Raw genomic sequence first — 14071 nt, 5'->3', positions numbered from 1 at the left:
TTACAGGCACTTCGTAAGAGGATATTAGCGATCATTCAGAAAGAACATTTTCGAGTGTCCGGCATCCCTCCATCATGCCCTGGAGAGGGCGAAAGAGGGTCATCCTGCGGTGTCCGTTTCTAGAACTCGCCAACAGGGCCAATTTTTTTAGAAATGACTTAATAATGAAGCATTCAAAAGATTTGCCAGCCGCGCCCTATCCTCCAACCCTCATCGACTGGCCCCTTTTTGCCGTACGAATATTGACGTCTGGTGCCGGCCACCGTATCCGGCAGGGCTGGCAGGCCCCCATGAAACACGCGGCTACTCTACCTGTCAGACAAACGTTAGTCTTAGGGAAAGTGTATTGACATTAGTTTTTTTGCCTGTTAGTGTTCCCGCTAATCAGACAGCGTGCGCGGGATCTTGCAGCTAAAGACCTGAAACAAGTCTGCTCTTCAAGATATCTGCGCGCTGAATGTTCCGCATATTCGTTTAGCGATCCTGATTCACTTGAAGGAGCAGCAAAGATGCAGATCTCGCTTGTCCCCGCCAGAAACAGCCGAAGTGCTGTCAGTTGATGCGTTCTCTCGAACCATCGAGAGAATGATCTCCGTTTAAGTTCGGTCCGAACAAATACCAGGTCCTGAATTCTCCCTGATTCCGGCTGCAGGGAGTTGTGCGCTCGAAAACCGCTCTCTTCCCTGGCCACCACATCAGTTCTCGAATATCTTCGAGCAGTTCTGACGGAATAATCCACTGGCTCCCAGCATTGTCGGCGCGTTGTTCTCTCCCCCCAGGGACAATGCAAAACCAACCGGGCGGCTGAAGACTCCCCCTCTTCAGCCGCACATAACGGCACAACCGGATCGTCCAGCCCGTACAGCACGAGACAGAGTTGTGTGCGGTGATCCTTCTGTGCAGAAGAGGTTGTTCAGATGAACAAAATTGCAGCAGGACACCTTACATCTCGCCTACACGTCCGCATAGCCCTTCGCTTAGCGGCCTGTTTTCTCATCATCCTTGCCTGTTCTCACTCGGCACTGGCGCAACTCAGTATGTTGCAGACCAGCGGCCGCTCGATTGTCGACTCCAACGGCAACGTCGTTCAACTGCGGGGTGTGAACCTGGGCGGGTTCATGGTCATGGAACCCTGGATGTGCCCGTGCGACAGTGGCGGACTTCCCGACACCTATAGCATCATTTCGGAACTCGATAGTCGCTTTGGCGTGGCCGAAGAGCAGGCTCTCATCCGGGACTACCAGCAGGACTGGATCACGACCGCCGACTTTGCCAACATCAAGGCGGCGGGGTTCAACGCCGTGCGCGTTCCGGTCTGGTGGGGGAATTTCTATCCCATCAATAACGTCTCCAACTCCGGTTGGAGATCGGATGCATTCACCGAGCTTGATTGGATAGTTAACGCTGCCGCTGCGCAGGGAATCTATGTGATCATCGACATGCATGGCGTGGTGGGCGGACAGAGCACTTCGGACGATACCGGCCAACAAAATCAAAATCAGTACTGGACCAACGATAACGACCAGGGCAATACCGCCTATATGTGGTGGCAGATTGCTAATCACTACAACGGAAACCCAACCGTCGCGGGCTACGATCTGATCAATGAACCTACGGGAGCGCCCAGCAACAGCGCTGTGATCAGCGCCGACGCCTCCTTGTACAACTCCGTCCGCTCCGCTGATCCTTCGCACATCATCATCATCGAAGGAACCTGGGGCAGCTGGGACTGGAGCATGCTGCCTAACCCCTCTTCAGAGGGATGGACCAACGTTGTGTACGAGATGCATGAGTATCAGTGGAATGCTTCCCAGTCTGTCGTCGAACAGGGATCGGTTAATCAGGTCAACGACTTCAATAACCACTCCAGCTATAACGTGCCGGGCTATATTGGCGAATGGAACGACTTCCAATATGACTCGTCCACCTGGCAATATTCAGTGAACACCTATAACAACGGCGGAGAGAGCTGGACGTTCTGGGCCTATAAAGCCACCAGCGGACTCAACCCGAATGGCTGGGGCCTTTACAATCCCAGCTACTGGGCTACTACACCGAATGTTTCCACTAGTTCGGAGTCTGACATTATCTCCGACTGGGCGCAGTGGACTACTGCCAACAGCTTTGCCTTCAATAGCTCACTGGGCTTCAACTAGTTGCCCCGTTGATGAGACAGGCCCAGGCTAAAGCCTGGGCCTGTCTCATCAACAATCAAAACGTAGCCGCTGCTTCGTCGGATATTAACTAACTCAGGATATTGTGTATCTTTGTTATGCGTCCCCTGGAGCTTCCCTCTATGCGCGTTGTCCTTTCCTGCTTTTCTCTTGTTCTTGGCCTTGGCCTGACTGCAGGTGCACAGCAGCCTGCTGCAACCGACCCAGCCGCGCCTTCCGGACAACCGCCTCAAACGCCCCAACAGTCCGCGCCTACTGCAGCGAACACCATCACGCGTAATGTCAGCCTTACGGTCCTTGACGGGGTTGTCATCGATCAGAAGGGCAACCCGGTCACCGATCTTAAGCGTGAAGAGTTTCACGTCACCGAAGACGATGCGCCACAAGAGATTCGCAACTTCGAGGTTCCCGGCCGGTTCACTCCATCGCCCGACATCACTATCAACTCAACTGCAGATCTCGATCACCTGGCCCCCCGCGCTCCGGTCAACATTGTTTTGCTCGACGAGTTCAACACTCGCTTCGAAGACATGGCCTTCGCACGCTACTCCCTTAAGAAGTGGCTCGAAAAGCAGCCGGACAAGCTCGACACGCCGACCATGCTGATCGCCGTGGACCTGCAACACTTCACCGTGCTGCGGGACTATACCCAGAACAAAGATGAGATTCTCAACGCGCTCGATCACCACTTCGCCGCCTACCCCTGGCAAGCGCATCAGTTTGCTTGGGTCGCGGAACGCTATACAACGGCGTTTTACTCTCTGCGGCGTGTAGCCGAAGCAAGTATCGGGCACCTCGGCCACAAGAACATGATCTGGCTCGGCCGGGGCTTTCCCACACTCGACTTCACTCGCATCTCCGTCGACGACCAGAGTCACGTCCACTCCGCGGTCCAGCAGACGGTCAACGAACTTCGCGACGCGCGCATAACGCTCTACACCATCGACCCCGCCGGCGTTATGGTCAACCCCGGCGAATACGGCAACGGTGCGCGGCTCTTCGCACCCTTTGGCGGTGACCCCGACTTCCAGTCGCTCGCCCGCGCCACCGGCGGCCGCAATCTCTATGGCCGTAACGACGTCGACGCCGAGATCGGCACCTCCATCCGCGACGGATCCAGCTTCTATACCCTCACCTATATTCCCACCAACAAGACCTGGGACCCGGACAAGTTCCGCCGCATCAAAGTCACCCTCGACCGCCCCGGCCTCACCTTTATCACGCGTCAGGGTTACTATCCCGACCGTCACGCGGCGCGTCCTAACGCTGATGGGCAGGTGGGTCGCCGCCTGGCCTCGGAACTCATCAATGCCGGGTCAAGCAACATGGCCTATGACGCCGTAGCCTTCACGGTGGAGACCTCTCCCACGGATATCAATACGCTCAAGTTCCGTGTCGAACCCCGTGGAATCTCGTGGTACTCCCCGAAGGACGACAAGCCGCGCCTGACCCGCCTCATCGTTATGTCGACCACCTTCGATCGTAAGGGTAAGGAGTTGAAGCATGACGCCAAGATATTGCAGTTCCAGGCTCCGGCATCCGCTCCAGCTACCGGGCGCCTCAATATCCCTCTCGGTTTCGAGATTAAATTCGATCCCGTTCCTAAGGCTGTGCGGACCCGCCTGGTCGTTCGTGTAGAGGCCTCAGGCCGCATGGGTACAGCCGATCTGACGTTCGGCCCGGGAGCGACAGCGAGTTCCTCCAGTGCGCAGGAGCCGACTCCTGCGCAGCCTGCGGCGGACAAAGATCCGGCACCAACGAAGTAGCCGTCATCGACTGCATGTGCGCCAAGATTTTAGCGGAATGAGTGGACATCTATTGGGAAGCCGGTCGTATACTTAGCCGCGGGTCGAATGCAACAGGCCCGGCTTGCAGATCGAAAACAGCGCTAAAAAATTCAAATCTCGTAATGGATTTTACGGAGGGTATTACTATGGGTTTCATTTTGTGGCTGATCGTCGGTGGTATTGCAGGCTGGCTCGCAGGCCTTGTCATGAAGGGCGGCGGCTATGGCATTATCGTGGATATTATCCTCGGCATTCTCGGCGGATGGCTTGGTGGCTGGCTCCTGGGCATCTTCCACATCGCGTTCGCGGGGACGTTCGGCGCTCTGATCACAGCCTTTATCGGCGCCGTCGTTCTGGTATTTATCACACGATTGATAAAACGAGCTTAAAGGTTTTCAAAATAAGAAAAGCGGAACCCGATGATTGAGGTTCCGCTTTTCTTTTATGGGATGCATATACCTAGACCGCAGTTAAATTGCAGTTACACTCACCTTTATGGACATCCATGCTCCCCACGAACCCGTCCACACCTTCAAGGGCTTCGCCATCCATATCGCCATCGTGACGATCGGCATTATCATCGCGCTCAGCCTCGATGGACTGCGCGAGACGCTTCGCGAGCATCGTCTCGTACGTGAGACGCGCGAAAACTTCCGCAAAGAGCTGCAGCCTAGCCATACCTATATGCTCGATGAGCTCGCACGCGTAACCGCTGGACGCGAAAAACTAAAAGCACTGGCCAACGATGCTCCTGCCCTCGCGCAGCAGCACCCGGAGCAGATCGTCGCGCGACTTGAAGCTATCGATAACCCTTACTATTTCTTCTCTGCCAATACCTGGCAGTCCGCACTCTCCACGGGAGCACTGGCGCACATGGGGACCGATGAGGTATTGGCCTACGCCTCGGCGGCTGAAGGAACGCGCGTGTACGTCGACCTTCAGGCACAAACCATGGATGCACAGACCCGCGCTATTGCCTTCTGGCGCGCGCATCCGCACCCCACACCAGACCAGACCACGGAAGGCGAGGAGCGCATTCTTCTCTTCGCCCGAGACGAACTATTGCTTGCGAATGTCGCGCCACAGGCGCAAGACGATTACAAAAAAGCGCTGGATGCAGCCTCACGATAACTTGCAAAACAGTGCCGGTATGCTCCAATAGATGTCGTGAGCCATCCAGCAAAATTCAATATCGGCAGCGTAACCGCAGGCAGCGGCGAGCTGTTTCTTATCGCCGGGCCGTGTGTCATCGAGTCCGAAGCCCACGCACGCGGTCTGGCAGACGCTATCCAACGCATCACCTCCGATCTCGGCGTGCCGTACATCTTCAAGGCCAGCTACGACAAGGCCAACCGTACTTCGATCCATAGCTTTCGCGGGCCAGGGCTGGCAGAGGGCTGTCGCATCCTGCGGGCTATCAGTGAGGCCAATGGGTTGCCGGTCCTGACGGACATTCATACACCTGAGCAATGCGTAGCAGCGGGCGATGCCCTCGGACCAGTAGAGGCCATGCTGCAGATTCCGGCGTTCCTCTGCCGCCAGACCGATCTGCTAGTGGCCGCCGCGAACACTGGGCGCGCGATCAACGTGAAGAAGGGCCAGTTCGTCGCACCGTGGGACATGCGCCACGCGGTCGAGAAGATTCGCGAGAGTGGCAACCAGCGCGTCTCGCTGACGGAACGCGGCGCGAGCTTCGGCTATAACAACCTCGTCGTCGACATGCGGGGACTGCCGGTCATGCGCGAGTTTGCGCCGGTGGTCTTCGACGGAACGCACTCGGTACAAACGCCGAGCGGCGGCAAGGGCGTCTCGGGCGGCCAGCCGGAGTTTATCCCCGTGCTCGCGCGTGCGGCGGTTGCGGCGGGGATCGACGGGATATTCCTCGAAGTCCATGACAACCCCGCCGAAGCCAAGAGCGACGGCGCGAATGCACTGCATCTGAACAAACTAAAAGGCGTGCTGGAGACGTTGCTGGCCGTCCATGCAGCCGTGCGCGAATAGAGCAGTTTCACAGTTGCTATGGCCTCGGAAAGGGAGTGCAGTGTGGTTTTCTTGGGAGAAAACCACGCAAAAGCCTTTCGCTCTGCTCGACACCTACTGTGAACTGCTCTAGTCGAAAATTTCGAGCAGTATCTCGTGTACGCACAGGTATGCCCAGGAGTAGACTGATTCGGCACGACCGATTCGGCAGCTGTAAAAGGAGAATGTCATGGGTTTCTTGGAAGAAGCGGAAAAAATAGCTGGAGCTGTAGTTGCGGTTGAAGGCACCGAAAAGTTGGACCCCAATGCCTCAATCCTCACCAAAGGCGCGGCGGCAGTCGCCGGTTTCGAGGGAGCGGGAGCGATCGCCGACCATTTCGAAAAGAAAGACGGCGAAGATACGAATCAGCCTGGCTGAAGCCAGAGCCGTTCCTCTAGAGCAAATCAAGAATCTTCGCGCGGTAGTTTTTGGATGAGCAATCGCCTTTGGGCGGCTGCGACTTCGAAAACTACCGCGTGATGGTTTGCGTTACGTGAATCTCCGGCGTCTGCTGGTTCCAGTTTTCGTTGATACCTTCGAAGATCAACCGGAAATCAGCTTCTGCGCCCGGGGCGATCGGAGCCGTGCTGACGGGTTCGGTATCCACGTAGGGTTCCCGGGTGCGAATGAGCAACAGGGGAACAGTTTCGATCTGCGGCGGCATCCCTGTATCGTTGGCAAACAACACCTGAACCGTGATCCCGGTGACTGTCGACGAGCCGTGGTTGGCGATGTGTCCATCGATATAGGTGGACTTGCCGCCTGAGATGCTGGTCGACTCGCTCATCTGGATGTTGCTGACCACAAGACTGGAAGCATAGGCCGCGAGCGGCTGCACCGTCTTCGGTGCTGGAGCGGCGCCGTGGCGATGATCCAGCATCACCAGGACGAGCACCAGGATCACCACAGCGACTGTGGCAATGGCAACAGCTGTTGTTGGAAAGCTGCGCTCGCGTGGCGGCTCGCTAAACATTCCAGAGGGCTGTGTCGTGGGCTTCGATTCCTGATCAGGCGCCTGCATGATTGCCAATTTTATACCTCAGGCGAAGCTGGCGCGCTTGACCTTCTGACGGAAGTCTTCGCCGGTCATCTCGACGACGACGCACATCTCCTGCAGGCGTGAGCGCATGCGTTCGCCGATACGGTCTCCAAGAGTCTCCTCACGCATGGCGGCGCGCGGACCTGTAAGCTCGCCTCCGAGCGGCGGAAGGTTCGCATAGTTGGTCGTGATGATGGTTGTGCGGCGGTCGTTGTAGCGAGTGTTCAGGATGTGCGCGACGGTGTCCCACACCCAGTCTGTCGGCTTCGATGCTCCTAATTCGTCAAGCACCAGGACCTCAGCTTCAAACACCGGAGCGAGCACTTCGAGTTCCGTCGCATGGACGTTGCGGTTGTAGCTGTTCTGGACCTGCTTGAGCAGTTCGCGATAGTCGTAGAACAGACCCCTGGCACCACGTTCGGTAATGAGCGCCTGCAGCATTCCTACCGCAAGGTGGGTTTTGCCGACACCGATGGAACCCGTGAGCAGCAAGCCATTGCCGTTGGTATCGAGCGGATAGCCCTGCACAAACTTGCGCGCCATCATGTGCGCGGAACCGAGCGAGCGGTTCGCGCCGGCGAAGTTGGTGACGTACTCCTCGAGAGAGCAGTGAGCGTAGCGCTGTGGAATGCGCGCCTGCTCCGTCGCTCGTTCCGTGCGGCGCGCGGATCGGCAGACGCACTCCTGGGCGACACGGTTGCCGTCGGGGCGTTCCACGAGGCGCAGGCCGGAGCCGTCACAGATGGGGCAGGGTTCAAGCATCGATATCCAGTATCGCAGCCTTACGTGCCTGTGCGAATCGTCCCGCAAACGAGGAAAGCTGGCGCGGAGCATCAGTATCTAACAGCAAGCGGCTACAATTTGGGCAACACGAATGCTCTATAGCCATACAGTCCGCGGAGTTAAACACACCTTCGCCGACCTGCGTACGCTGCTGGCGAAGGCCTCGCCGCTGCGGTCGGGCGACCAGCTTGCAGGCATCGCCGCCTCCGGAGCGGAGGGCCGGGCTATCGCGCAGATGGCCCTTGCCGAGCTGCCATTGAGTGTCTTCACGAACGAGGTCGTCGTTCCCTATGAGACGGATGCTGTCACGCGCCTGATTGTGGATAGCCATGACCAACAAGCCTTCGCGCCGATCGCCGGTCTTACCGTGGGCGAGTTCCGCGACTGGCTGCTCTCGGACGAGGCCACGGGCGAGCGGCTCTCCGCGCTGGCGGGCGGTTTGATGCCAGAGATGGCCGCTGCTGTGTCCAAACTGATGCGCGTGCAGGATTTGATCTACGTGGCACGCAAAATCTCCGTGGTATCCCGCTTTCGTACGACGGTCGGCCTGCCCGGAAGACTCTCCACCCGTCTGCAACCGAACCATCCTACAGACGATCCGCTGGGCATCGCCGCCAGCATTCTGGACGGCCTGCTGCTGGGCTCCGGCGATGCGGTTGTCGGCATCAATCCGGTATCCGACAGCGTGGACAGCGTGACCAAGCTGCTGCGGCTGATCGACCACGTGCGCGTGCGCTACGATATCCCGACCCAGAGTTGCGTGCTGGCCCACGTGACAACGCAGATGGAGTCTATGCAGCAGGGCGCGCCGCTTGATCTGCTGTTTCAGTCGATTGCCGGAACTGAGGCGGCGAATGCGTCGTTCGGTATCAGCCTTGAGCTGCTCGACGAAGCCCATGCGATGACCCGCGAGCTCAAGCGGGGCGGGCTTGATGGCAAAACCGGGGGAGAGAATGTCTTCTACTTCGAGACCGGACAAGGCAGTGCTCTCTCCGCCAACGCGCACTTTGGCGTCGATCAGCAGACGCTCGAAGCGCGCGCTTATGCCGTTGCACGACGCTACCAACCGATGCTCGTGAACACAGTGGTTGGCTTTATTGGCCCGGAGTATCTCTACGACGGCAAACAGATCCTGCGTGCGGGTCTGGAGGATCATTTCTGCGGCAAGCTGCTGGGCCTGCCAATGGGCTGCGACATCTGCTACACCAATCACGCCGAAGCCGACCAGGACGACATGGACTCCCTGCTGACGATGCTGGGCACAGCTGGGATCAACTACATCATGGGCGTGCCCGGAGCTGACGACATCATGCTGAACTACCAAAGCACATCGTTCCACGACGCGCTTTACTTGCGCCGGCTGCTCGGACTGCGGCCCGCGCCGGAGTTTGAAGCGTGGCTGTCGAGCGACGGCTTTCATCAGCTGCAACGCATCGGCCAGCCTGCAGCGCTGTTGCCACAGGGAGACGTGCGATGAGTCACGAGATCGACAAGCCGCAAACGCTCCCTACCACCGCACGCATCTCGCTGGGACGCACTGGCGCTGCCATTCCTACGCGAGAGCAGCTCCGCTTTCAGCTCGATCATGCGCTCGCCCGTGACGCGGTTCATACTCTGCTCGACATTTCAGCGCTACTGCACGGACTGCAGCAGCGAGATCTTGCAGGCTTCGTGCTGCGGAGCGCGGTTGAAGGAGAGGCCAGCCAGAAGAGCCGCCATCACTACCTGCGCCGTCCCGATCTCGGACGCATCCTGCATCCCGACTTTGCGCATGCGTTGCGTGACTATGCCGAGAGCCTACAAAGGAAACCCGATGCCGTCTTCATCCTTGCAGACGGACTCTCGGCTCTCGCCGTCGAGCGCCATGGGTTGCCACTGCTCGATGCCCTGCTTCCGACTCTGGACGCTGGGGACTGGAACCTCGCTCCTGTCTGCATCGTCTCTCAGGGCCGCGTGGCTATTGGCGATGAGATTGGGCATCTGCTCGGAGCAAAGCTCGTCGTGCTAATGATCGGCGAACGTCCCGGGCTCAGCTCTCCAGACTCGCTCGGCGTCTATATCACCTGGAACCCGCGCCCCGGACGAACGGATGCCGAACGTAATTGCATCTCGAACATCCGTCAGGAGGGCCTGAGTTATGTTGAGGCTGCACAACGGATCGCCTTCTACATGAATGAAGCCCGCCGCCTTGAAACCACCGGCATCGCGCTCAAAGAGGCTTCGGCGTTGGTTCATGCGCCGATTCCTGAGTAGGAGTGCCGTGGCTTTGCGTCAAGGGTGGAGGCATCCGCCGGGGGTAGTGGCAAAGGAGATTGAGCGCGGTCTATTGTGCCACCGCGATATCTCGCCCTTTCAGGGCTTAGGCCCGTGGCCGTTTGAGCATCTACGCTCCATTTAATCTCTACTAGCCTCTAGGCTCCATTTAGCTTCTGTATTCCATCTGGTTTCTGCGCTCCATTTTTGTGTTGATGTCGTCGCCTACCAGGAGCGGGCCGAATAGTTGCTCGTCGAGCCCTAAAGTATTGACTGCGTAAGCCAATCAGGATGAAGGACTTACCACTCTTGACGGCAAGTGCTAAACTAATAGGAGCGCCTGAAACCCCGGGAGTCGGGGTCCAAGCTCGCAGCGCGACTGGAACTTCGATGCCTTGAGTCCACAGCGGCCTCGGCAAGCGAACCGTTCTGCGGCGGGTTAGCTACGAAAGGTATCACCATGCCAAAGACTGGAATTCATCCCACGTACGAAAACATCAACGTGAAGTGCGCCTGCGGTAATACGTTTGAGACGCGCTCCACGCACAAGGGCGACATCGTCGTCGAAATCTGCTCTGCCTGCCACCCGTTCTTCACCGGCAAGCAGAAGCTGGTCGACACCGCCGGCCGTATCGAGCGCTTCCGCCGCAAGTTCGCGGCAACCGATGCGAAGAAGGCCGAAGCTGCCGCCAACGCCGCGAAGTAACTCTCGCAGCCCAGCGAAACCGGGAGGCCTCCGCGATGAGCGGAGGCCTCTTTTCTTGAATTAGCGAATTGTCGAATTAGAAAGTTTTGTGGAACGCGATACCTATATGAAGAAGGGTTGGGAGACAACAGCGAACTCGGACACACGCGAGATGCCGCAGCACGCTCGCGTGCCGGCTGAGATGCACATCGGCGGAGTACGAATTGCGCCCGCCACGGTGCTCGCGCCTATGGCAGGCGTGACGGACACGGTCTTCCGCCGCTTCATCAAAAACGCGTCGATGTTTACAGAACCCGAGGCTGCGTTTAATCAGGCTACCGACGATAGCGTTGATGTCGACGTAGAGACCTCGAATGAGGTCTCCGGCTGCGGACTCATCATGACGGAGTTCACTTCGGCCGATGGGCTTTCAAGGATGCGCGAGACCAAGCGCAAGCGCTACCTTACCTACTACGAGGACGAGCACCCGATCTCGGCGCAGCTCTTTGGATCGAACCCGGAGACGCTGGCCGAGAGTGCCATCATCTGCCAGGATGCGGGCTTCGACCTCGTCGACCTGAACCTGGGCTGCCCAGCCAAGCGTGTTGTGGCGTGTAACGGCGGCTCGGGACTGCTGCGTGATCTGCCCGCAATCCGCAAGATCTTTGAACGCGTGCGCGCGGCAGTGACGATTCCCTTCACCGTCAAGTTCCGCATGGGCTGGAACGACTCGAACATCGTCTGCGTCGAGCTGGCGAAGATGGCCGAAGACTGCGGCCTGAACGCCGTCGCGCTGCATGCCCGCACACGCGAGCAGGGCTACACCGGCGAGGCGCGCTGGGAGTGGATTGCCGCAGTGAAGGACGCCGTCACAATTCCTGTCATCGGCAACGGAGATGTCCGCACGCCCGAAGATGCGGCCGCGATGGTCGACGCAACCCACTGCGACGCCGTAATGATCGGTCGTGCCGCGCCGGCGAATCCGTGGATCTTCCGCCAGATCGCACAATATACAGCTTCCAAGCAGGCCACTGGTGTGGGCACGTATGACAAGCCCACCGATATGGACCGTTACCGCATGATCCGCGACTACTTCGAGCGGCTGATGCACGAGGTCGCCGAACATCCCGAGATTGTCGGCCCCGCCGAGAGCGATTTAGACAAGCGCCTGAAGCGTAATCACGAGAGCGCTCAGCGCGATGCCATCGGCCGCATGAAGCAGTTCGCTAGCTGGTTCACGCATGGTGTTCCTGGCGGTTCGACGCTACGCAAAGAAATCTTTGACGCCAAGCGTGGGGCGCAGGTGATGGAGAAGGTAGAGGCATTCTTTACGCTACGCGCCGAGCCACAGCAGGACTTTTCGCTCGAACACGATGCAGAGCTTGAAGCCGCGCCCGCAGCGTGGGGCTGACAGTTACTGCCACGAGTGATAACGCTTTAACTCTTTCCGGCCTGCTTACGCCACACCACGCGAATCTCCTGGCGCCAGCGCTCATCGAGCGCCAGAAGGTTCCATTCGACGCGTGGCGAGAGGTAGCGGAGGATCGTCTCCGTTGCCGGGTGAATGTGCAGCGCGGGAGCTACGAGATATAACCTCGGCGGCAATGGCGAGAGTTCGACGCCACGAAAGTAGCCATGGCGCTGGAACTCGCCGAGACCGGTCGTTGCATCGGCGGTTTGCAGGTGATGATGGCGCACGCGGATCCAGTAGTCGAGCCCCTGCAGTGCGAGGTGGAGATCGTCGTCAGCTTTAAGTTCAATGACTGCCAGACGTCCGTCGGCGGTGACTCCGAGGAGATCGAGCAGGCCGCGATCGCTCGCACCCGCAATGGCGGGAACCTGTGCGTAGACGTGCTTCGGGTCGAGGTGGGGGATAACGCGAGGTTTGTGGGTGAGGCCAACCTCTGCGAGAGATGGATTCGCATCAGGATCGCTCTTCCAGGGAAGATCCGCGCGGTTGCCTCGGGTGTCGGGATCAGGATCGTTCGCGAAGGCTTCGTTGCTGGCGAATGAGGCTTCGCGCGGCTGGGGTGCCAGACTGCGTGTCAGAGGAGCGAGGTCGCGGCGCAACACCGACTCCAGCCAGCGCTCGGGAGCGGCGCGGTAGAGGGGGTCTTGTGCAGGATTAACCTCGCCGGCAGGCTGATTCGCACGAAACTGTAATCGTGAATGTGCCGCAGTTGCCGTGGCAGCGCCGATGCGACGCGAAGGCCTCTGTCCGCGACGGGTGAAGTCTGTCGCGGAGACGAAGGCGCGGCGACGGCGAAAGAGTTCGGCGATGTTGGCTGCAATCTCGACGCGAGTAGCTGGCGTCAGCGGAGTCTCATTGGCGCCCGCTGTGATTTCAAGCGTGCGGGCAAAGCTGTTCGGTGCGAGCCCGATGCGGGCACGGGCGAACTCCATGCCATGCAGCAGAAAGGCCAGCTCAGCCGTGCTGCGCAGACGCTGCTCTACTCGTTGTTCTTCCCCGGTGGGTACAAGCTGCATGACCTGCTCGATAGCCGAGGCAAAGCGCTCGCTCGCAGCGTCCTCGTCAGGATGATGAACCAACCGTGTGCGCAGATTGCCTTGATCGGTGGCGTCGCGCTGGACCAACTCTTCCGTGTTCTGGTCGAGTTCATAGAGGTGCCACTGTGCCGCGCCGTCGTTGAGCCACGCCAGCCGTGAGAGTGTCAGTGTCGCGGTGCCGCGCGGAAGAATGAGCTTGAGCCCCTGGTACAAATGTCTGCTCGACTGCTCACGACAGTGGTGCAGCCAGAGAATGCCGAGCGTGAGGATGCCGTCGATGATGGTCGCGGTTTCATTCTCGTTCACGCCGATGACGGCCCATGCCTGGTTGCCGCGAATCAGTGAACCACGCGCATAGGCTGGCCCGAAGCTGCGCTCGAGGTCCATCGCCGTGCGAAAGGCATCAGGCTTCCAGTCGGGGAACTGGCGTTGCAATACACGCTCCAGCGTGCGCAGATAGTGCGTGCGATTGGCGTCTCGGGTGGTCGGGGTACGGCTGATTCGTGAGCCTACAAGCTCCAGCAGCTTGGGCTGAGTCTGGCCGAAGCGTTGCGTTGACAAACGCAGCGTCCCGCTGCGCGGAATCGCGGAAAGAACGCGTCGCACCATATTGCGCTCATCGCTCCACAGATGAAACGTGCAGCGGCCGTACTCCGTCGAGAGTGTGTACTTCGCAGAGCGCAGGTCGAAGAGGACTTTGCCGTCTTCGAGCACAGCGGCTTCGCTATGCTGCGCGACAAAGTTTTCGATGGCGGTTGCGATCTGTGTGGCGGTTTGTGACGCGGTTGATTTGTCCGCGGAGGATTTTGGCGGCATGAGAGG

The 14071-nt window shown here is 58.8% G+C and carries 13 protein-coding genes; 10 read left to right on the top strand and 3 right to left on the bottom strand.

Going from position 1 to position 14071, the window contains the following annotated elements; translation table 11 throughout:
• Positions 1-917 precede the first annotated feature (917 nt).
• The 6 genes from GSQ91_RS04110 (at position 918) to GSQ91_RS04085 (ending at position 6359) form a co-directional block, all read left to right on the top strand.
• Positions 918-2156, top strand: a complete 1239-nt coding sequence (locus tag GSQ91_RS04110; protein ID WP_158819975.1) for a glycoside hydrolase family 5 protein — start codon at positions 918-920, stop codon at positions 2154-2156.
• A gap of 140 nt (positions 2157-2296) precedes the next feature.
• Positions 2297-3940, top strand: coding sequence for a VWA domain-containing protein (locus GSQ91_RS04105; protein ID WP_254064349.1), 1644 nt, complete (start codon positions 2297-2299; stop codon positions 3938-3940).
• Between the two features lie 167 nt (positions 3941-4107).
• Positions 4108-4350 (top strand): GlsB/YeaQ/YmgE family stress response membrane protein, encoded by a 243-nt coding sequence (locus GSQ91_RS04100; protein ID WP_216845052.1) that lies wholly within the window; start codon positions 4108-4110, stop codon positions 4348-4350.
• 106 nt (positions 4351-4456) lie between these two features.
• Positions 4457-5092 (top strand): hypothetical protein, encoded by a 636-nt coding sequence (locus tag GSQ91_RS04095; RefSeq protein ID WP_158819973.1) that lies wholly within the window; start codon positions 4457-4459, stop codon positions 5090-5092.
• Between the two features lie 36 nt (positions 5093-5128).
• Positions 5129-5962 carry a 3-deoxy-8-phosphooctulonate synthase gene (gene kdsA, locus GSQ91_RS04090; protein WP_158819972.1) on the top strand — a complete coding sequence of 278 codons (834 nt, stop codon included), beginning with the start codon at positions 5129-5131 and terminating at the stop codon, positions 5960-5962.
• 208 nt (positions 5963-6170) lie between these two features.
• Entirely contained in the window at positions 6171-6359 is a 189-nt protein-coding gene (locus GSQ91_RS04085; protein WP_158819971.1) for a hypothetical protein, read from the top strand.
• Between the two features lie 91 nt (positions 6360-6450).
• On the opposite strand, the gene GSQ91_RS04080 is transcribed toward GSQ91_RS04085, so the two are convergent.
• Both GSQ91_RS04080 and GSQ91_RS04075 read right to left on the bottom strand, forming a co-directional pair.
• Positions 6451-7002 (bottom strand): DUF2393 family protein, encoded by a 552-nt coding sequence (locus GSQ91_RS04080; protein ID WP_158819970.1) that lies wholly within the window; start codon positions 7000-7002, stop codon positions 6451-6453.
• Positions 7003-7020: 18 nt separating this feature from the next.
• On the bottom strand, positions 7021-7782 hold the full coding sequence (locus GSQ91_RS04075; RefSeq protein WP_158819969.1) for an ATP-binding protein: 762 nt from the start codon (positions 7780-7782) through the stop codon (positions 7021-7023).
• A gap of 112 nt (positions 7783-7894) precedes the next feature.
• Here GSQ91_RS04075 and GSQ91_RS04070 point away from each other — a divergent pair, with 112 nt between their 5' ends.
• The 4 genes from GSQ91_RS04070 to GSQ91_RS04055 all read left to right on the top strand — a co-directional run bounded on the left by GSQ91_RS04070 (position 7895) and on the right by GSQ91_RS04055 (position 12152).
• The gene (locus GSQ91_RS04070; RefSeq protein WP_158819968.1) at positions 7895-9280 is read left to right on the top strand and encodes an ethanolamine ammonia-lyase subunit EutB; all 1386 of its coding nucleotides are present in this window, start codon (positions 7895-7897) and stop codon (positions 9278-9280) included.
• Positions 9277-10056, top strand: a complete 780-nt coding sequence (eutC, locus tag GSQ91_RS04065) for an ethanolamine ammonia-lyase subunit EutC (RefSeq protein ID WP_174240639.1) — start codon at positions 9277-9279, stop codon at positions 10054-10056. Before GSQ91_RS04070 ends, eutC begins: the two co-directional genes overlap by 4 nt.
• A gap of 460 nt (positions 10057-10516) precedes the next feature.
• Positions 10517-10762 carry a 50S ribosomal protein L31 gene (gene rpmE, locus GSQ91_RS04060; protein ID WP_158819967.1) on the top strand — a complete coding sequence of 82 codons (246 nt, stop codon included), beginning with the start codon at positions 10517-10519 and terminating at the stop codon, positions 10760-10762.
• A gap of 106 nt (positions 10763-10868) precedes the next feature.
• Positions 10869-12152: a tRNA-dihydrouridine synthase gene (locus tag GSQ91_RS04055; RefSeq protein WP_158820094.1), complete on the top strand. Its 1284-nt coding sequence runs from the start codon at positions 10869-10871 to the stop codon at positions 12150-12152.
• Between the two features lie 26 nt (positions 12153-12178).
• Here the strand turns inward: GSQ91_RS04055 and GSQ91_RS25805 are convergent, their stop codons facing one another.
• A complete protein-coding gene (locus GSQ91_RS25805) occupies positions 12179-14065 on the bottom strand; it encodes a hypothetical protein (protein WP_254064348.1) in 1887 nt (628 codons plus the stop codon).
• Positions 14066-14071 lie beyond the last annotated feature (6 nt).

It is taken from the genome of Granulicella sp. S156, assembly GCF_009766105.1.
Lineage (GTDB): Bacteria > Acidobacteriota > Terriglobia > Terriglobales > Acidobacteriaceae > Granulicella.
Note: the sequence above shows the minus strand (reverse complement) of the source record. Positions and strands in the feature narration are given on the sequence as shown.

What these genes read in the sequence shown, in the direction of transcription:
- GSQ91_RS04095 (WP_158819973.1), top strand. Translation starts at nt 4,457, where the DNA reads ATGGACATCCATGCTCCCCACGAACCCGTCCACACCTTCAAGGGCTTC.
- GSQ91_RS25805 (WP_254064348.1), bottom strand. Translation starts at nt 14,065, where the DNA reads ATGCCGCCAAAATCCTCCGCGGACAAATCAACCGCGTCACAAACCGCC.
- GSQ91_RS04105 (WP_254064349.1), top strand. Translation starts at nt 2,297, where the DNA reads ATGCGCGTTGTCCTTTCCTGCTTTTCTCTTGTTCTTGGCCTTGGCCTG.
- GSQ91_RS04085 (WP_158819971.1), top strand. Translation starts at nt 6,171, where the DNA reads ATGGGTTTCTTGGAAGAAGCGGAAAAAATAGCTGGAGCTGTAGTTGCG.
- rpmE (WP_158819967.1), top strand. Translation starts at nt 10,517, where the DNA reads ATGCCAAAGACTGGAATTCATCCCACGTACGAAAACATCAACGTGAAG.
- GSQ91_RS04055 (WP_158820094.1), top strand. Translation starts at nt 10,869, where the DNA reads ATGAAGAAGGGTTGGGAGACAACAGCGAACTCGGACACACGCGAGATG.
- GSQ91_RS04075 (WP_158819969.1), bottom strand. Translation starts at nt 7,782, where the DNA reads ATGCTTGAACCCTGCCCCATCTGTGACGGCTCCGGCCTGCGCCTCGTG.
- GSQ91_RS04110 (WP_158819975.1), top strand. Translation starts at nt 918, where the DNA reads ATGAACAAAATTGCAGCAGGACACCTTACATCTCGCCTACACGTCCGC.
- eutC (WP_174240639.1), top strand. Translation starts at nt 9,277, where the DNA reads ATGAGTCACGAGATCGACAAGCCGCAAACGCTCCCTACCACCGCACGC.
- GSQ91_RS04100 (WP_216845052.1), top strand. Translation starts at nt 4,108, where the DNA reads ATGGGTTTCATTTTGTGGCTGATCGTCGGTGGTATTGCAGGCTGGCTC.
- GSQ91_RS04070 (WP_158819968.1), top strand. Translation starts at nt 7,895, where the DNA reads ATGCTCTATAGCCATACAGTCCGCGGAGTTAAACACACCTTCGCCGAC.
- GSQ91_RS04080 (WP_158819970.1), bottom strand. Translation starts at nt 7,002, where the DNA reads ATGCAGGCGCCTGATCAGGAATCGAAGCCCACGACACAGCCCTCTGGA.